This window comes from Methanosarcina acetivorans C2A (assembly GCF_000007345.1).
GTDB lineage: Archaea > Halobacteriota > Methanosarcinia > Methanosarcinales > Methanosarcinaceae > Methanosarcina > Methanosarcina acetivorans.
On record NC_003552.1, the window covers coordinates 1,658,609 to 1,675,714 of the forward strand.

Annotated in this window: 17 protein-coding genes; 11 read left to right on the forward strand and 6 right to left on the reverse strand. The window is 43.2% G+C overall.

Going from position 1 to position 17,106, the window contains the following annotated elements; genetic code table 11:
• Positions 1 to 69: 69 nt before the first annotated feature.
• Both MA_RS07220 and MA_RS07225 read right to left on the reverse strand, forming a co-directional pair.
• Entirely contained in the window at positions 70 to 1,332 is a 1,263-nt protein-coding gene (locus tag MA_RS07220; protein ID WP_011021410.1) for a 3-isopropylmalate dehydratase large subunit, read from the reverse strand.
• A gap of 261 nt (positions 1,333 to 1,593) precedes the next feature.
• Positions 1,594 to 2,424, reverse strand: a complete 831-nt coding sequence (locus MA_RS07225) for a YkgJ family cysteine cluster protein (protein ID WP_048065106.1) — start codon at positions 2,422 to 2,424, stop codon at positions 1,594 to 1,596.
• A gap of 669 nt (positions 2,425 to 3,093) precedes the next feature.
• Between MA_RS07225 and nikR the strand changes: the two genes are divergently transcribed.
• The 4 genes from nikR (at position 3,094) to MA_RS07245 (ending at position 6,446) form a co-directional block, all read left to right on the forward strand.
• Complete coding sequence (gene nikR / locus MA_RS07230) at positions 3,094 to 3,516, forward strand: nickel-responsive transcriptional regulator NikR (RefSeq protein ID WP_048065107.1); 423 nt, start codon at positions 3,094 to 3,096, stop codon at positions 3,514 to 3,516.
• A 229-nt stretch (positions 3,517 to 3,745) separates the two neighbouring features.
• Positions 3,746 to 4,249, forward strand: a complete 504-nt coding sequence (locus MA_RS07235) for an amino acid-binding protein (protein ID WP_011021413.1) — start codon at positions 3,746 to 3,748, stop codon at positions 4,247 to 4,249.
• A gap of 646 nt (positions 4,250 to 4,895) precedes the next feature.
• Entirely contained in the window at positions 4,896 to 6,071 is a 1,176-nt protein-coding gene (locus MA_RS07240) for a DUF2117 family protein (RefSeq protein WP_048066216.1), read from the forward strand.
• A gap of 87 nt (positions 6,072 to 6,158) precedes the next feature.
• A complete protein-coding gene (locus MA_RS07245) occupies positions 6,159 to 6,446 on the forward strand; it encodes a hypothetical protein (RefSeq protein ID WP_011021415.1) in 288 nt (95 codons plus the stop codon).
• 522 nt (positions 6,447 to 6,968) lie between these two features.
• Here the strand turns inward: MA_RS07245 and MA_RS07255 are convergent.
• Positions 6,969 to 8,468, reverse strand: a complete 1,500-nt coding sequence (locus MA_RS07255) for a DUF2193 domain-containing protein (protein WP_048065108.1) — start codon at positions 8,466 to 8,468, stop codon at positions 6,969 to 6,971.
• A gap of 694 nt (positions 8,469 to 9,162) precedes the next feature.
• On the opposite strand from MA_RS07255, the gene MA_RS07260 reads away from it, so the two are divergent.
• The 3 genes from MA_RS07260 to MA_RS07275 all read left to right on the forward strand — a co-directional run bounded on the left by MA_RS07260 (position 9,163) and on the right by MA_RS07275 (position 11,161).
• Complete coding sequence (locus tag MA_RS07260; RefSeq protein WP_048065109.1) at positions 9,163 to 9,525, forward strand: VIT domain-containing protein; 363 nt, start codon at positions 9,163 to 9,165, stop codon at positions 9,523 to 9,525.
• A gap of 279 nt (positions 9,526 to 9,804) precedes the next feature.
• On the forward strand, positions 9,805 to 10,566 hold the full coding sequence (locus MA_RS07270; protein WP_083755888.1) for a VWA domain-containing protein: 762 nt from the start codon (positions 9,805 to 9,807) through the stop codon (positions 10,564 to 10,566).
• A 136-nt stretch (positions 10,567 to 10,702) separates the two neighbouring features.
• Entirely contained in the window at positions 10,703 to 11,161 is a 459-nt protein-coding gene (locus MA_RS07275) for a PGF-CTERM sorting domain-containing protein (protein WP_011021418.1), read from the forward strand.
• Between the two features lie 177 nt (positions 11,162 to 11,338).
• On the opposite strand, the gene MA_RS07280 is transcribed toward MA_RS07275, so the two are convergent.
• Positions 11,339 to 12,061 (reverse strand): 5' nucleotidase, NT5C type, encoded by a 723-nt coding sequence (locus MA_RS07280; RefSeq protein ID WP_011021419.1) that lies wholly within the window; start codon positions 12,059 to 12,061, stop codon positions 11,339 to 11,341.
• A gap of 613 nt (positions 12,062 to 12,674) precedes the next feature.
• Here MA_RS07280 and MA_RS07285 point away from each other — a divergent pair.
• The 3 genes from MA_RS07285 (at position 12,675) to MA_RS07295 (ending at position 14,226) form a co-directional block, all read left to right on the forward strand.
• Positions 12,675 to 13,145, forward strand: coding sequence for a hypothetical protein (locus MA_RS07285; RefSeq protein ID WP_048065112.1), 471 nt, complete (start codon positions 12,675 to 12,677; stop codon positions 13,143 to 13,145).
• Positions 13,146 to 13,152: 7 nt separating this feature from the next.
• On the forward strand, positions 13,153 to 13,704 hold the full coding sequence (locus MA_RS07290; RefSeq protein ID WP_011021421.1) for a TVP38/TMEM64 family protein: 552 nt from the start codon (positions 13,153 to 13,155) through the stop codon (positions 13,702 to 13,704).
• A gap of 159 nt (positions 13,705 to 13,863) precedes the next feature.
• Positions 13,864 to 14,226 carry a hypothetical protein gene (locus MA_RS07295; RefSeq protein WP_011021422.1) on the forward strand — a complete coding sequence of 121 codons (363 nt, stop codon included), beginning with the start codon at positions 13,864 to 13,866 and terminating at the stop codon, positions 14,224 to 14,226.
• Between the two features lie 335 nt (positions 14,227 to 14,561).
• On the opposite strand, the gene MA_RS26680 is transcribed toward MA_RS07295, so the two are convergent.
• Together MA_RS26680 and MA_RS07300 are read right to left on the reverse strand one after the other, a co-directional pair.
• Entirely contained in the window at positions 14,562 to 14,750 is a 189-nt protein-coding gene (locus MA_RS26680) for a hypothetical protein (protein ID WP_157860123.1), read from the reverse strand.
• 136 nt (positions 14,751 to 14,886) lie between these two features.
• Positions 14,887 to 15,264 (reverse strand): hypothetical protein, encoded by a 378-nt coding sequence (locus tag MA_RS07300; protein WP_011021423.1) that lies wholly within the window; start codon positions 15,262 to 15,264, stop codon positions 14,887 to 14,889.
• Between the two features lie 699 nt (positions 15,265 to 15,963).
• On the opposite strand from MA_RS07300, the gene MA_RS07305 reads away from it, so the two are divergent.
• Positions 15,964 to 17,100 (forward strand): DUF373 family protein, encoded by a 1,137-nt coding sequence (locus MA_RS07305; RefSeq protein WP_048066217.1) that lies wholly within the window; start codon positions 15,964 to 15,966, stop codon positions 17,098 to 17,100.
• The last annotated feature ends 6 nt before the right edge of the window (positions 17,101 to 17,106 follow it).

Below are 17,106 nucleotides of genomic sequence, written 5' to 3' on the forward strand. Positions count from 1 at the left end.
CACCTGTTCAAGATAAATAGCAGTTATAACAATTCTGAAAAATAAAAAGAAGTAATAACAGGAGGGTTTTCAAACCTTCCTGGGGTCGGTAATTTCTCCCGTAAGGGCGGATGCTCCTGCGGTTGCAGGAGAAGAAAGGTAGACGAACGATTCGGCGCTGCCTTCTCTACCCTTGAAGTTACGGTTAGAGGTTGCAAGCCCGACTTCTCCCGGGCCGAGCAGGCCGAAAGAGCCACCCATACAGGGTCCGCAGCAGGGAGCTTCTACGATTGCGCCGGCATTCATGAGTTTTTCAACATATCCGGCTTTTAACAGTTTCATATATTCGGTTTTCGAAGCAGGCACAACAAGGAGACGCACACCTTTTGCTACAGGTTCGTCGCCCATGATATCAGCCATTATCTTTATGTCTTCAAACCTGCCATTCGTGCAGGAGCCCATAAAGACCTGGTCAAGCTTCGTGCCCTCAACTTCACTTACCGACTTCACGTTATCGACATTGTGGGGACAGGCTACCTGGGGTTCAAGGTCGGAGACATCGTAGTGCCTGATGTCCAGGTATTTAGCCTCTTCATCGGACTTCCAGTATGGGTCAAGTTTGTAGCCCGGAATCCTCTCCTGAAGGTATGCTTCGGTAACTTCGTCGGCTTCGATAATTCCTGCCTTTCCTCCCATCTCTATTGCCATGTTGGAGATGGTCATGCGCTCGGGAATGGAAAGGGAACGGATGGTCGAACCTGCATACTCGGCTGCCATATATCTGGCACCTTCCACTCCTACATCCCCGATGAGGTGCAGGATAAGGTCTTTGGAGTAAACGCGCTCTGGCAGTTTGCCTTCAACTTCAAAACGGAAGGTCTCGGGAACCCTGAACCAGAGTTTGCCTGTAGCAAAAACAGCTGCCATGTCAGTAGATCCTATACCGGTAGAAAATGCCCCTAAAGAACCGTATGCGCAGGTATGAGAGTCAGAGCCCACAATAAGGTCTCCGGGCAGTACATGCCCTTTTTCGGGCAGAACCTGATGGCAGACTCCCTCGTACACATCATAATTTAAAATGCCCTGCTCTTTTGCAAACTTCCTGAGCATGATGTGGTTTTCTGCGGCATTAATTGAGTCTGCAGGGACCTGGTGATCGAAAATGATTACGATTTTGCTGGGGTCCCAGACTTTTTTTTCTTCTTCATCTCTCATGATTTCGTAAAAGCCCTGGACTGCCAGCGGACCTGTGATGTCGTGGGTCATTGCCAGGTCTATGTTTGCCAGTACGAAATCCCCGGCTTTCACGGGAGTTCCGGAGGCCTTCGAAAAGATCTTCTCCGAAACGGTCATCGGACGATTGTCACTACCAGACATTCCGGTCATGGGGATAACTGGAGCTTTCTAATAAATAAATTTAATTGCTGAGCCGGAACGAAAATGGGGTTCAGGACAAGGACAGGGCATGTTTCTTCAGTATTTTTTCAGTATATCTTTCTTAATTGCAGGGTTGCTTTGTCGGTTATATTTTATCCGGGTGGGAGGCCAGTACAAACCCGTGCAATGCAGGGAAAGAAAACTGAAATTTTTCTTCAGGGACTCAGGAATCGTGCCTCAATCGATCATTTTTGTAATTCCTTTGCTGTCGTGAATCACATAAACACATGTGCCTTTTTCCAGATTATTTTTCGCAATCTCCAGCCCTTCTTTGTCTTTTTCAAAATCTTCGTATTTTTCGTACATTGCAAGCGTATCTTCAAGTTCCGCGATATATCTGGAGAGCAGGGCCTCTGCAAGTTTCCGGCTTTCTTCCTTAGAAATATGCCCTCCAAACCCTTCACATTCGCAGGTGTACAGTTTAAGTCCTTCAATGTAAAATGGATAGGTACTGCAGAGCATCGGGCGAACGGGATAAATCCTGCATCTGTTTGTGTCCTTATTGAGGAACAGACAGTCTCCATTCCTTTTTCGCCTGAGCATCCAGCCGTAGGCATGGATATTGCCCTGGGAGTCGATGTCCTCCCTCAGGAGCTCAAACAGCTGGGAAGGTTTTGAGAAAGCTTCTTCATCTGTTTCTGATATCTCCGGTTGCATGGAAGAAATTTCTCTATCAATTTCTCTACCTTCCTCCTTATTTCCGGTTTCTTCGGGCTGGCAGGTTTCAGGGATAAGGGGGCCTGCAACCTCAAGTTTTGAAAGCCCTGTGTGTTTCTGGATTTTTTCAATCTCGGAAGGGGTCAACACTACTCTGTTGTCCCCAAAAGCCCGCTGGCAGCACTTCCCGCAGTACTGGCAGGAAAAACCTGTTTTTTCAATTTCGGATGCAAGCTTTTCAGGGTCAAGCCTGCGCGCAATCTCAATTTCTTTTTTGAGGGCGGCAATTAGAATGAGCTGATACTTTGTTTTTTCGGGTTTTTGCGGACTGCCTGAACTGGATTCTTCCATATACAGGTTCCTGTCCTGCAGGTAGATCAAACTAACGCAACTAACGTGGGTGGCGATTGCTAGCAGAATAAGAGTGTCTGAAGGATACGGGTACGGAAAAATAAATCTTCGTGCTCGGCATCAAGCAAATAACTATCTTTCTTGAGAAAATTGAAGCATAAATTAATGCGGCGGAACCTTAGCCTCCAATGGATTTTTACCTTTTTGTTGTTCTGCCCTTGAACCTGATATTCCCCGCCTGCCTGCACTCACAGGTGAGGAATATGCAGCGTTTCAAGTTTATTCATCGATTTAGGAGGCGTTTTTTGTTTTTTGTCTGTTCGCTTAGACATATAACTGTATGATAAGCTCCTATTTAATACTTTTCATATCTTTCATAATATTTGATGTTATTATATTTCTTATTTGTATTACTCTCCGGAAATACGAGAGATAAAAAATACATTCTTTATCGCAGAAAAACAGATTCTATTTGAAAGTGTTTTTAACGTGGAATTTCAAGACTTAATTTGATCATTTATTCTATTGTCTGTCAGTTATGTCTCCTTTTTTTCTTGCCCACAAACTCTTTTATTTTAGTTTTTAAGTGAAAAAAACATATATAGTAATACGTATATTACTTTATGTAGTACTATTCAGACAAATTTGAAATTACCGATGGGTGATATGATGGAAACAGAACTCATGAGGATAGGGATTTCTCTTCCCGATATCCTTCTTGGTGAATTTGATGAGATTATTGGAAAAAGAGGTTATTCCTCCCGCTCGGAAGGCATAAGAGATGCCATAAGGAGTTATATTTCCTATTATGAGTGGATGAACGACATTAAAGGGCATCGTGTCGGGACAATTGCATTCGTTTACGACCACACAAAGCGTGGGCTTTCAAATTCCCTGACCGATATTCAGCATCACTACTCTCACTTGATCAAGTCTTCAATACATGTTCACCTCGACCACAAAGAGTGTTTTGAAGTAGTTGTTTTGAACGGGGACGGCAAGGAAATAGCGGAGCTTTCCGAGACTATGATGGTTCTCAAAGGGGTAAAATTCTCCAAGCTCACAACCGTAGCTTCAAATGAAAATATTTGACCTTTCATATGAGATGCAAATTAATATTCCGGGGGGCTTAAAAAAACCAGATTTCCATATCTCATTTGTTGAGCATATTCCGAAACTTCAGGTTCGAGTCCTCCGGAAATGTGGAGAATAAAATGAAAATCCTGCTGGTAGCCGATATCCACTCAAACCTTGAAGCCTTCTAGCCCCGGATTCGATCAGCAAGCTTTATATTCGGAGACTCAATTAAAAGTTAGTTTGTATGTGGCAGACACTACTCAGTAAGTTTGAAAAATACCCGGCACAGGCAAAAGTACTTAAGTTACTTTTTGAGCGCGGGTTTCAGGTGAACGAGGAAGGAAAGGTAACTTCCGGAAGCATCGAGATTGCACACACCCAGCTTGCAAAGGAAGTGGGGGTTGACCGACGGGTTGTTGACGCGACCACAAAGACCATAATCTCCGACGAACTCCTGAGCACTATATTCAAAAATGTCCATTCAATCCCTTTCCTCAGAGATGTGGCCCCTGCTCTCGGGCTCGGGGTAATCATCATTATCCCTGAAGACGCCGCTCATATTGGCATCCTTGCAGAAGTCGCAGGCCTGATCTCCAAACATAATGTAAGCATCCGCCAGGCTGTTTCGGACGACCCGTACCTTACGGACAATCCCAGGCTCACCATCATTACCGACCACAAAGTCCCTGGCGACCTTGTTGATGATATCCTTAACCTGCCCTCGGTAAAAGGAGTAAGCATTTACTGAAAATAATTCCATTTTTACAAAATCAGAGTTTAACGTAAGCTGGACAACAATTGCAGCTTTTTGAGAGTGCCGCAGCTTTTTGAGAGTGCCAGCACGAATGGAAAAAATCAGAGGCTTAAAAAACCCATTAGTAATTTTTTTCCATCTTTTAGTTTTACCCCCTATACGCAGTCCTGGTCATTTCAGGCCTGTGGGTTGTAACAAGAAACATATGCCTCGTTTCCGGCTGACTTTTTTCATAAAATTCGTAACCATTTTTTTCTGATGCCGGAAATGTCAAGTTACATAAGCGTAAAAGATATGAGTGGGAAATATTGAAGATTGCATTACTTCATAATACCATATTTAAACTACTTAACATTAATTATTAATATACGACTTTTTTGATTTTTGCAAAAATCCTCTCTGAATCAAACTCTATGCTGGAAGTCGCATATATTTCTCTTCAGATTATCCTTGATGAAATTATCAGACTTCTTCAAACCCATATACTGGCTAAATCTTCTACTATCTGCCAGAAACCTGAATGATATAAATGAATGATCCAGAAGGGGATATCTCAAAATTGTTCGGAAGAGTGATAAAATTATTAACACAAAATTAATTCGGTGAGTATAATTAGTTTGACTATGTATGTTTTATGTGTATGAAGATAGGAATTGTGATTCATAACCTCCAGCTCATGGATTCTCCACAGAAGGTAAAAGATATTCTTACCCTTCTTTCCAGGGAAAATTGCATAAATGCCTGCCTCTGCGGCACTATGGGAAAAGTTGCAGCTATTGATGCCGGCCTTGAAGACCTGATCAAAATAGAACAGTTTCTGAAACCCAGTGCCTGCATAGAAGCCCTTTTCGGGTCAAATGACCTGGTATGTCTCCTGAACCATGGTCGTGAGCTTCAAACAGGCCGGACTTTTGGCAGGATCGTGGTGTCAAATACAAATAATCCTGAAGAGAAACCCCTGATCCAGATTGAAAGGCCCGGATGCCTTGACGGGGAACTCATCCCCTGGAACCGGGCTGCAGATCCCCATGCAAAAAAACTTTCAGGTCTTCTTAACCTTAAAATTTCCAGGCCCCCTCTGCCTGTCAACAATATAGAAATAAGTAACCAGGGAAAACGGGTTGTGAGAAGAATCTCAACTTTCCCGGGGGCAAACATAATGGTCGAAGGGATCGTGATTGGAAAAGCTACTTCCTCCGAGGTCGTCCTCGTAACCGAAAACGGTTTTCTTACTTCAATGGAAGGGGGAACCATAAAGGAGCAGGGTATCGAAATCCTCCATAAGCATGGAGAAAGAGTGCCCGTAGACCTGGCAAGGGCATGGGTAAAAACTGCAGCTTCCCGAAAAAGTCCGGATGGCTGTAAAAACCTGATGGAAGATAAAGCTGAAGCGATGGCAAAAAACACGTCTTTGAAAAAAAGTTATTTACAGGAGAAGACTCCGGAAGGCGGAGTTAAGGTCGTTCTTATAAACCACTGCGCAGAGCGTTCATTTGAGCTGATAGAAGGGGCAGAGCTTGCCATTACTATTGGAGATGACACAACGGAGCTTGCAGGAAATATCCTGTCCAGATTTGGAATCCCTGTTCTGGGGATTACGGATGGGGACTGTGACGAACTTGCAACCGCAGTGAATTATGCCCCGGGGTCTATGATCCTTCATCTAAAGCCCGGAATGGATGACGACTTGGGAGGAATACTTCAGCAGGAACTCTTTTCCGGGAAATATTCTGCAATTTTTGAGAATCTGGGGGACCTGAAGCGAAAGGTCATAACTCTTGGAGAAAATTCTCTGGAATCCATCTCAGAATACTAAACTTTTGCCTGCACTTTTCAAAAATCGGGGAATTCTCACTTTACCGTAACAGGTAAGAAATCAGATGAAGTTAATAAGAATACGGGTATGGTTCTAATTACAAGAGCAGGTGAAAAGTTGAAAGATGCTGCTGAAAAACTGGAGACAACCGTGTTCAAGAGCTTTGAGGAAAAAGTTCCCGGTGTCTTGGCAGAAATTGAAGGCTACGAAGAGAAACTTCGAGAGCTTTACCTGGATTTGCTTCGCTCCCACAGGAGAAAGGCTGGTTATCTCAGGTTGATTAAAGAGGGGCATAAAACTAATTTCAGGAAAATTTTGGAGTCTGCCAGTACTTTGAGAAAAAAGGTCCGGTCTGAAATAAAATCCGGGTATTAGCGTAAAGCTAAGGTCTGTTACCCGGATAAATAATTATAACTAAAAAAAATGTGTTTTTATTTATGTCGCTTCCGCCTACTGAAATTTCCACAAATGGATGTCTCCGATTATCACTTTTTTTTCAGGCGGAAGCAGCTCTTTGATAACATTTTTACTGAGTGTGGATCGAGGCTAAACCAGAAAAGTATTCTTTGTATTGTGAGCTGGAACCTCTGACAGAAAGACCATTTGAAGAAGAAGCAGGAAAAGAAATTGTGCCGGAAGAAAAACAGAGCGCTTTTGACTTTTTTTGGCTTTTATCCGTTTTACAAAGTATTTGTACCAGTTTACTAAATCTATGTAGCAATCTGTGTCAAGCTACTTTTTTAGGTTCGACTGTTCAACTCCTCACTGAAAAGTTCAGGACAAAGAGAACTGTAAGGGAGGGCCGTATTTAAAAGGATCTACAGATCTCTCTATTGCTTCCCTTTTCCTCAGCCTTTTCCTCAGCTTCCCTTCGCGCATCCTCTTTGTCGCCATCCGTTACACTGCATCTGACCAGTTACAGTAATTGCACTTGTAATCAAAGTAGTTCGCCGAACAGAACTTGCAGACCCTGGCCGGAGAATGTGCCTGCTTCTTGTGCAGTGCAATGATGTTGGTCATAAGTGTTGCAGTCACGGGCTCGCTTGTCAGGAGGCAGGGGAAATCTGCCAGGCGCATGAGAGCCGAGAAACGGACCGTGATCGCACAGGCCGGATATGTGTAACGCTGTGGATTTTGCAGGACTTCGTTCCTGTCGATGGGGCTGAGGTCGATAGGCACACCCTGTACAATGCAGCCGGCACCCCTTGGAATATGGTCGATAATCCGTTCACCCTTTTCAATCAGGTCGATGAAGTCCACGTTATGCAGCTCAGCTGCCGCCCCGCGTCTCGGGTTGGTCAGCACAAGATTGTGGAAGCGTTTGACCAGAAGGTCAAGAACCATCATGGTGGTAAACCCGTCCATCCAGAGGATCTTGGTGACTGCAGCGGCTGTTGCGTCCGTGCCGATGGTCAGAGGCGAGTATTCGTCCCTGAACCTGCCTTTTGCCCGGTTCATGGTGCTCTCAAGGACATCAGTGACAGCGTTGATAACTGCCAGTACGACGTCGTCCTTTGTCATGTTGTACATGGACTGGGAGATATGGTGGGCTACGTCACCTACGCCGTAAGCGGGTACTGTCACAATGTTCCCGTAAAAAACGTCGGCGTCCATGGCAGCCTTTACGGTTTTTCGGATCCTCTGCTTATATGTCTCCATATACTTCTTGGTGTCAAAGGAGGTATGCCCTGCTTCTTCCATGAGTTTTACCTGAGCGTCCACCGGAGACTCGTAGACCATCTTGAGCATATCAATTTCTTCTTTTATGGCTTCCGACGGAGTTTTTCCATCTTCGACCGCGATCTGGAACTTCCCCCCAATTCCGTAGGACGTGTTCATCCCCCAGGACTTTGAAGACAGGATCGCACGTTTGTGTTCCACAGGGATGTCCATCTTCTTGAGAATCCTGTTTACAACATTGCTCGTGCTTCCGGGCACAAAGGCAAAGTCCACGACACAGGTTGGCCCGTAGAAGCCCCCGTACCGTCGGATTGACTCTTTTCCGATCAGGGCTTCGGATTTTCCGATTTCCTCCACGAACTTCATGACGGATTCATGGAAAGCCGGGTCTTCTTCATAGAGGATCTCAAGGATCGGAGGGGTCTGGTAATGTTCTACAAAAGGATCATCTTCAGGCCTGACCGTGTCCGTAAGGCCTGTAAGGGTTTCGTAATGGGTGTTTACAGAATCGATGTGCAGGTCGAAGACCTCTTTGGACTGCTCTCCGACCGGCTTCATTTTGTTTACCGCGTCGACGTAGGGTTTTGCATCTGTTACTTTGAACTCACTACCCCTCTTTTTATTAATCACTCCCACAACGGCTTTCTGGGCCCCTACAGCCTCGTCTGCCATTTTATTGTACACTTCCTGAACATCATCTTTAGGTTCCGCTTTCATATTCACTCCCCAAAATCATTTTAAAGTTGTCAGTATATCTGCGAGGGATTAATACCCTTAAAAATCCAGAAATTCAGACCTTAAAAGCCTAGAACTTAAATTCAATGACCAGATTTGACAGAAATAAATCCCCCAGACTAAAAACCAAAGATACCCTATCCAGATAATTTCTATTATTGTTCTTCTGGATTCTACAGTTGTAATATATGCTAACTTTTATACTATGATTCTTTTTTATTCTATAAATAGTTTGATTTAAAGAATAAAATTTGGTTTAAAGATCCGGAATCTGATATCCAGGGCTCAAGTTGATAACTATTATTAAAACGCTGAAATAAAGAGGGTAATTTTGGTAACAATTGTTATTGATGATAAAATCAAAAGTTAATTTGATAACTACTGTTTAGGTTCGGATCTTAAATGTTCAGAAAACATCTTTTGGCGAAAAATTTACTTTTCTTGTTTTCTATTTTTTCCTTTTTTTCGGAATATTGAACCGGCTTTTTCCCGGAACCCTGATAATTTCAATTTCATTTTTTCAGCACTTTATAACCCTTATTTTTTCCAATAACTTCGAAATAGTCCGCAGTCAAAGTCAAATATAAATAAGACAGTTTAGTACTTTCTCTTAGGACGTTGAATAAATTTTTTTGGACTTGTCCTCGAATTCCGACGTGAAAATTCCACAAATAATTTGTCCCTGTTCACAGGATCAAAAAGAGGGGGATTTCATATCAAGAGTCATATCAAGAACCGGATCAAGAGAATCTTTACAGCCTGCCTTGTTTTGCTGGCAACTTCCCAGGCAGGAGCAGCCAGCCCTGTTGCAGAGTACCTGAATATCAGCACGGACATAAACAATGGGTATGCCATTACCACGGTTGAAGAAAAACTTTCCAACCCGGCTGATACGGCAGTTGAAGACAGGTTCAGTTTCCTAATCCCGGAGGAGGCTTTCATTTCGGGCTTTTCCCTGATCATTGACGGAAAGGAATACACAGCCGAAGTCCTGGAAAAAGAAGAGACTTCCCGGAGATTCGATACTGCAGCCTCGTAAGGCAGGGATGCAGGGCTCCTGGAAACTGAAGAACAGAACCTTTTTTCTTATGCCCTGAGCTTTGAACCGGGGCAAAACATTACTGTTAAACTGACCTGTGAACAGGCTCTTCAAAAAACCCTCGGGGAATATGAACTTGTCCAGTTCCTGGACAGCGGAAAATCAGCAGGTGAACTTTCGGTAATCGTAAATATCAATTCGGAAAATCAGCTCGCCCGCCTGGAAGCTCCGGATTTCCCGGCAGCTGAGGTCGAATACCTTTCGGCAAATAGAGGTCAGGTGAGGTATGAAACGGACTTCCTCCCACCTTCGGAACTCAGGGTCGTGTTCGAGACTGAAAATCCGCCCCTGAACGGGAACATGCTGTTTTATGAAAATGGGAGTGAAGGATACTTCATGCATATCTTTTCTCCCGGTGAAGAAGAGCTCGGGACCTCAGCCATGAGCAAGGAAATAATTTTCGTACTCGACAAATCCGGCTCTATGGAAGGGGACAAAATCGAGCAGGTAAAGGAAGTTTTCGGAAATATCATTGAAGACCTCCCTCCGGGGGATTATTTCAACATAATTTTCTTCGATTCCACGGCCCAGAGCTATTCCGGGACCCTGATGGAGGCAAATTCGGAAGAAAAGGCAGGAGCCCTGGACTTTGTAAACAACCTTGATGCAAACGGGAGCATGAACATTAACGAAGCCCTGCTGACGGCTCTCGGAATGTTCAACCCTGAGAGCGAAAGGGTCCCGATCATAGTCTTTTTGACCGACGGAGAACCCACCCAGGGCGTTGTTTCCCCTTACGCAATCCGCCAGAACATAAAGGACGCGAATTCCGCACAGGTCTCGATCTTTTCGATTGCCTTCGGGATCGATGACGAAAGCAACTACTACTTCCTGAGGGCGATCGAAAACTACGGGACTGCGGAGTGGTTCTCCCCTGATGCCAATGCAGCCGAGGAAATAGGCAGCTTCTATGAAACGATCTCAACCCCCCTGATCACGGACATGGAATTCTCTTACGGGGGGAGGTCTCTGAAATCGTAAACACCGGAGAGAAAAACCTCATTGCAGGTTCGGACGTGATAGTCCTTGGAAAATACAGCACAGGAACAGGGAACGTCCGTACGGACGTTTCCGCAAGTACAAGGACCGGGAACCGAGATTTCTCGAAGAATTTACCGTGACCCCGGAAGCCGCAAATTCCTTCATTCCCAGGGTCTGGGCTTACACGACCATAAATTCCCTCCTTGACAGGATCGAGGTCGAAGGGAAAAACGAGGCCTTAGTGTCTGAAGTAACAGGACTTGCTCTGGAATTCGGGTCTGTGACTCCTTACACATCTTTATTCGTAGAGCTACCCAAGCTGGCAGACCCGGAGCCAACTGGTGCCATAAATGAAGAAGTTGCTGAAAAGATGGTGGAAATGGAGGCAGAGGAAGAGATGGCTCTTGAGGAAGAAGAAATGCCTGGCTATTCTACCGGTCAGCAGGAACCTTCTATTTCTTTATCCTATGACAGGAATGGAGCATATGACGGAGGTTTGGCCGAAGGAGTTGAAGAGGAAGCGACACCCGGGTTTGGAATCTCCCTTGCGTTGATCGGACTTTTGGGAATCGCATTTTGTTTCCGGAAAAAGTAAGAACGGGTGAAAAGAAAAAGGTGAAGATTAAGAGCTCCCACCGGATGAAAACTAACTTTATGCGATCAAGGCGTCAGAGGTCGGTGGGAGCGGAAGCAATATGAAAAATGCAGTTTAATTATTTAATTCGGGTGATCAGACTAACGGTTATTAGCTTTCAGGGAAAGAATGAAAAATTCAGGTCATCTGTTCTTTTTCGACTATTCTGCCAAGACATCTGATTGTCCGGCTTGTGTTCTTATGCAGGATGCCTGTACCGCCTGCTTCTTCCCATTCTCGGATGTTATCGGAGTTGTCATCGATCAGGATCCTGGAGGTTCCGGACTGGAGAGCTTTTTCCGGGCGGAAACAGAGAATTGCATTGTTTGCATACGGGGTTCCGAGTTCTTTTTTCAGCCACTCTATTTTTCCTTTCCTGGCATTAACAAGGGCAATCTTACGGTCAGGATTTGGGAGAGCAGAAAGGATCGTGGGATGTAAACCGGAACTTTTTAGGAAACCGTGAAGTTCCTTGCCTCCTTCCAGCCAGGGCATGTCTGACCAGAAATCGGCTCCTGCAGCTGTAATGTGCCTCCAGAAACGTTCCTTGTCGGTAGTGTACCAGAACATCATATGTTCGCCCAGTAGCTCGCATGCACCCGTAAAATCCGTGAGGACTCCGTCCATATCCAGAAAAACCTTCAACCCTGAATCCTGTACGGAAAAAGGAGTGTAAGGAGAATTATCCGGAAGGATAGGGTGAAAACTAAGGGAGTTGCCCTGAACCGGATAACCCTGGAAGGAACCATTTTGGGCCGGGATACTCTGGACTGGATTACTCTGACCATTATCAACAGGAGTTGAGTTGTCCTTTACGGAACTTTTCCTTGTAAACCTGCGCTGATCAATATAAATGGACATGACAACCGTTCCTTATATTTTCTGGCGGAAAATAGTTTCCTAGTTATTATAGGAGGAATGATAAATATATTTACTCTTCCTAAATAATATAATTAACTGAAGGACTCAAAAAATGCCGATAGCGTAAAAAATGCCAATTATAAAAAAATAATATTAAATGTAAAGATGATAGAAAAACGAAAAAAAGAAAACAAAAATGAAAGGGCTCTTCGCTATTTTGTGTGGGTTGAAAATAATTACTCAGTTAGAAAGTAGCTAGGCCAAAACGAGAAACATCGATCTTGAATGTGATTTTCAACCATAAATGGTTCTAAATTTTAGATATGCTGCTTCGACATTTTGGAGATGAATGTAAGTTATCCACTCGAAACAGCGAAGAGCCAATGAAAGCAACTATTCAGGGAATAGTTACATTTGGGGGAACATTCACGCTTCAGATTTTGTTTTAGATTTTTTTTTCAGCTTTTTTTTCAGCTTTCGTTTTAGTTTTTGTTTCATATTTTTTCAGGTTTTATTCCGGATTTTTTTAGCCTTTCTTTAAAAGACTATTCTTTAAAGGGGGCTGCCTCATTGAAAGGAATATTTATAACTGTTACAAAACTAATTCAGATTGATGGGAAGAAAAATGAAAAAATACCTGAAAATTGCCATCTATACCCTTCTAACCCTATTCATACTTATTTTTATATCAGGTATTCTGGTTTTTTCTAACCCTTTTTTCATGAATACACATGTCAATTTGCTTATTAAGCACAGCGGGACCGACCCTCATGAATTCAAGTTTGAGACTTACACAAAAGAAAAATTTGCGCTGGAATACTTAAATGTCTCATTAAGCCCTGAAGACGACTGTATAGAACTTTTCGAGAGTCATTACGGGACTGCAAATAAAAAAGATGAATTTTTGATGGTCACTTATGATATCCCGGACCCGCAGGACAATTCCACCTACACTCTCTACGGGATAAGCAAGTATACCGATCTTGTCTACGTAAGTACCAGAAAAGCACACTGGGCCAATGGAAGAAGAGGCGGAACTTTTCATAAAGATGTAAGACCGCCGGAAGATCCGGGAAGGGGATGAGCGAAAAATGAACCCGAAAAAGCTCGCTTTTTACCTCTGGCTGCTCCTGGTCGCAGGAGGTATAACGGCATACTTCCTCTATCCTGATGAGATTAATATCCTTTTCCTGGAAGATCTTTCCGAAGAATACTATTACGTAGCTTTGATCATCTATTTCCTGCTCCTATCCGCCAGGGGCCTTACAATGATCCCTTCCACCCCTCTCCTCCTGGCAGGAGTATTGACCTTCGACCCCCTGGAACTCTTTATCGTAAACATGGCAGGAATACTGAGTTCTTCTACCATAGTCTACTATTTTTCAAAATTCCTGGGCTTTGATTCCTATTTTGAAACAAAACACGGAAAATATGTCCGAAAAATAAGGAGAGGCCTCACCGACAAAGAACTCCCGGTGATCGTCGGCTGGAGTTTTTTCCCGCTTGTACCCACGGATTTGATAGTTTATGTCGGCTCAAGCCTGAAAATACCCCTGCTCAAGTGTCTGCTGGGTGTTTTTGTGGGAGAATCCGTACTCAATGCATTTTATATCTTTTCGACAAACTTGATCTTGAAGCTTTGAAATTAATTTCATCCTGGCAAAAAATAAGCAGCAGGATTTTCTGTAAAAATTCAAGCCTGCATGAAGCTCATAAGTCACACAAATCCGGTAAGAAACGGTCAAATAATATTCCTTTTATATTTCCATCCATAGTAAGCGAAAAGTAAAGGATGAGAGTCAATGAAAAACCATCAGATTTTCCCCCTACTTCTGATTATTATCTGTATTGTTACTGTCATTTCCGGCTGCACTGAACGTAATGGAACCGGTTCCTATGAATTCAATGAAACTTCTGAAGAGGAAAGCCAGCAGATTGCTGAAACCTATGTCAGAAACCTGGATTCCTACAGGGAATATAACTTAACAGAACCGATCCTTGTAGAAACCGTGACCCTTCGTTGCCCTTACTGCTGGGAGTTTGTCTACAGGTTCGATCTTATTTCTGAAAAAGATCCGGCTGTAATCGATACAGCTACGGTAAACGTCACAGTGATCGAAGGTGAGGTTGTAGATTCGGTTTATGTGCAGGGGAGTAAGGAATAAGTGAAATTCAAGTTAATTCATTTCTCTCAAGAGGACTAATTTATGGTTTAGAGTAACAAAATTCGCTCCTGTCCCGCTCGATGCAGGAGGGCGGTCTTTTCTATAAAAATAAGAAGAAAAAAAGCACAAAAAAAGATAAAGGGAAAGTGGGAAAGCAAAGGCTTCTGAGAACATTTTTTAGTTAGGAAGGGAGCACAACGGGTCAAAGCGACAGAAATTTCGGTATTGTTTTTCTTTCAAATTTGTTTTTACTTTTTTCCTTTTTGTGAAGGGCTGCCAGACAGGCTGGGGGAGATGCTTATATTTACTTTCTAATTGAAAAACGGTTTTTGCGGTTAAGGATGGACTATCCTGATCACCGGGTATTTCTCTACGGTATTGTTTCTCTTAATTGCTTCGTTGGTTTTCGGGTCGTTTTTTATCTGGCTGGCAGCAGGTTCATGTTCCTTACGATGCGGGGAGAGAAACTGGGATACCTCTTCCCGGACCCCTGAAAAGATAAGACACTCAAACGGGAAAATCATAATGAAGAAAGAAAATAAAGGAAGAGGTTAATAGAAATGATAGGGGGATAAAGGAAGAAAATCAAAAAGTGAATAAAAAAAGAAGACCTCTGCTTCCTCATCCTCTATTTCATCTTTTTTTTCTTTAAAATTATCATTAGATTTTATCCATCAGCTTTTTGATATCTGCTTTGATATCCGAGGCAAGCTTTTTCGCACTCTCTCCAGTCGTGTCAACAAGCTTTTCAACCTTGCCTGTAATGCTCTTTACCTCGTCTTTTACATCAATGGACTTTATTTCTCCAGATAGTGATTTTATTTCTCCATTTATGCTCTTCCCAAGTTTTGAGGCTTCATCTCCGGTCTTTTTTGCAAGGCTGTCGACATCATCCCCTAGTTTCCTAACTTTTTCCTGTATGTTGAACCCTTTTTTACCGGCTTCTTTTGTTTCAGTTTCAGCTTCTTTTGCCATATAAACCCCTTTGAATGTTCTATAATTATAATTTTTCTCATAAAGAGCCTGTTTTTCAGACACTTATATATTAACATCCAGAAATGACACTTATATATTAACATCCAGAAATGACACTTATATATTAACATCCAGAAATGACACTTATATATTAACATCCAGAAATGACACTTATATATTAACATCCAGAAATGACACTTATATATTAACATCCAGAAATGACACTTATATATTAACATCCAGAAATATAACATTATCCTTGAAAGTTAAGGCTCTTTAAAATTTATAAAAAAAATCATTTTCGGGTAAGATGCCAGCAGAAGGGAATTTGGAAAAATGAGCTTACTCTGCGACATCTCATCTTCTTACATACAAAACAAATTTATACTATCTGGACTAAACTTCAATCTACTAAACTTCAATCTGCAATTTTTGCAATTTTCAGTTCTTCTCAGTCAACATTGTAAAACCCATGATGGTCAAGGCCGATTTTTGAAATGAATTTCATTACGCTACAAGCTTATAAACTATAAATTAAAATAGTATGCTTGTAAAGAGTAGAGAAGTTCAACAAATTCAAAGAGTGTATCAAGTCAGGCAGAGATTCCCGGAAAGGAGAGGAGAAGATCCGGTAAATATAATAATATGGCTCCTGTAATGTATCCCTGCAAGCTGAAAACGCAGAAACCTGATAAGATATATTTTCGGAAGAGAACTGGATCTCCGGGAGAAAAATACCTCCATAAAAATGATAGAGGAGACATGCAGACTTTAGTTATATGCATAGACAGGGACAACGACCTGGGCGAAAAAGCAAAAATGGAAACTCCCATAGTAGGGAGGGAGGCAAATGTTCGGGCAGCAGTTGCACTCGGGATTGCTGACCCTGAAGATTCGGACACAAATACGATTTTCGGAGGGATTCGGATTCTTGACGAGCTTCTGGAAAAAGGAGTTGACGCTGAGATCGTCTCATTTGCAGGAGATAAGAATGTCGGGGTGATTTCCGACCAGAAGATCGCCGAACAGCTCGAACTCTATCTCCAGATGAATGAGGTAAAGCGAGCGGTCTTCGTCTCTGATGGGGCAGAGGATGAAACCCTCGTCCCAATAGTGCAGTCCAGGATGAAAATTGACTCCGTAAAACGTATTGTCGTTATGCAGAGCGAAAACCTGGAAAGCACATATTATATTCTCAAGCACGTCTTCAGCGACCCCAAAATCTCTCAGACCTTTTTTGTGCCTATAGGTCTTGCTTTTCTTATTTATGCCATTTTCTTGCTCGCCGACTACCCCGAAGGGGCAGTTGTGGGAATTCTTGCAGCTGTCGGGCTTTACATGCTGTACAGAGGCTTCGGGCTCGATGATATTGTTGCCCTCGAAAAAGAAAGGCTCTGGGACGCTTTCCTTGAGCAGAGAATGGTCTTCATCAGTTACACTGCTGCCCTGCTTACCGGGCTTGTAGCCACTGTGTACGGAGCTATGCAGGTCTGGACACTCTACTCCGCAGAAGGGGTCTGGTACCACGGGACTCTGACTTTGATCTCGGTCTTCATCAATACCTCGGTATGGGGGTATGCAGCAGCTCTCCTGCTTGCAGATCTGGGAAAGATTTTCGATCTCAGGATGGGCGGCAAGCCCATATACAGAGGTATCTCTATCTCCCTCTTCGTGATTGCAAGCGGAATACTCTTCTGGGGAGCAAGCACTTACATCCTGGCTGTAGCCTCCATTTCCGAAGGGTTGTTAAGTGATCCCTCCGTTGCGCTACAGTACTTCGTATATTCGATCATAATTGCCGTGCTTATCGCCCTTGCAGGAATAAAGTATTCCCTGTCAAGCCAGGCTTCGGAAAACGAGAATAGAGTGAAAGGAATACAAAGTAAAAAAGCTTCATGAACTTTG

What these genes read in the sequence shown, in the direction of transcription:
- MA_RS26680 (WP_157860123.1), bottom strand. Translation starts at nt 14,750, where the DNA reads ATGATTTTCCCGTTTGAGTGTCTTATCTTTTCAGGGGTCCGGGAAGAG.
- MA_RS07280 (WP_011021419.1), bottom strand. Translation starts at nt 12,061, where the DNA reads ATGTCCATTTATATTGATCAGCGCAGGTTTACAAGGAAAAGTTCCGTA.
- MA_RS07235 (WP_011021413.1), top strand. Translation starts at nt 3,746, where the DNA reads ATGTGGCAGACACTACTCAGTAAGTTTGAAAAATACCCGGCACAGGCA.
- MA_RS07285 (WP_048065112.1), top strand. Translation starts at nt 12,675, where the DNA reads ATGGGAAGAAAAATGAAAAAATACCTGAAAATTGCCATCTATACCCTT.
- MA_RS07295 (WP_011021422.1), top strand. Translation starts at nt 13,864, where the DNA reads ATGAAAAACCATCAGATTTTCCCCCTACTTCTGATTATTATCTGTATT.
- nikR (WP_048065107.1), top strand. Translation starts at nt 3,094, where the DNA reads ATGGAAACAGAACTCATGAGGATAGGGATTTCTCTTCCCGATATCCTT.
- MA_RS07305 (WP_048066217.1), top strand. Translation starts at nt 15,964, where the DNA reads ATGCAGACTTTAGTTATATGCATAGACAGGGACAACGACCTGGGCGAA.
- MA_RS07225 (WP_048065106.1), bottom strand. Translation starts at nt 2,424, where the DNA reads ATGGAAGAATCCAGTTCAGGCAGTCCGCAAAAACCCGAAAAAACAAAG.
- MA_RS07220 (WP_011021410.1), bottom strand. Translation starts at nt 1,332, where the DNA reads ATGACCGTTTCGGAGAAGATCTTTTCGAAGGCCTCCGGAACTCCCGTG.
- MA_RS07290 (WP_011021421.1), top strand. Translation starts at nt 13,153, where the DNA reads ATGAACCCGAAAAAGCTCGCTTTTTACCTCTGGCTGCTCCTGGTCGCA.
- MA_RS07245 (WP_011021415.1), top strand. Translation starts at nt 6,159, where the DNA reads ATGGTTCTAATTACAAGAGCAGGTGAAAAGTTGAAAGATGCTGCTGAA.
- MA_RS07240 (WP_048066216.1), top strand. Translation starts at nt 4,896, where the DNA reads ATGAAGATAGGAATTGTGATTCATAACCTCCAGCTCATGGATTCTCCA.
- MA_RS07255 (WP_048065108.1), bottom strand. Translation starts at nt 8,468, where the DNA reads ATGAAAGCGGAACCTAAAGATGATGTTCAGGAAGTGTACAATAAAATG.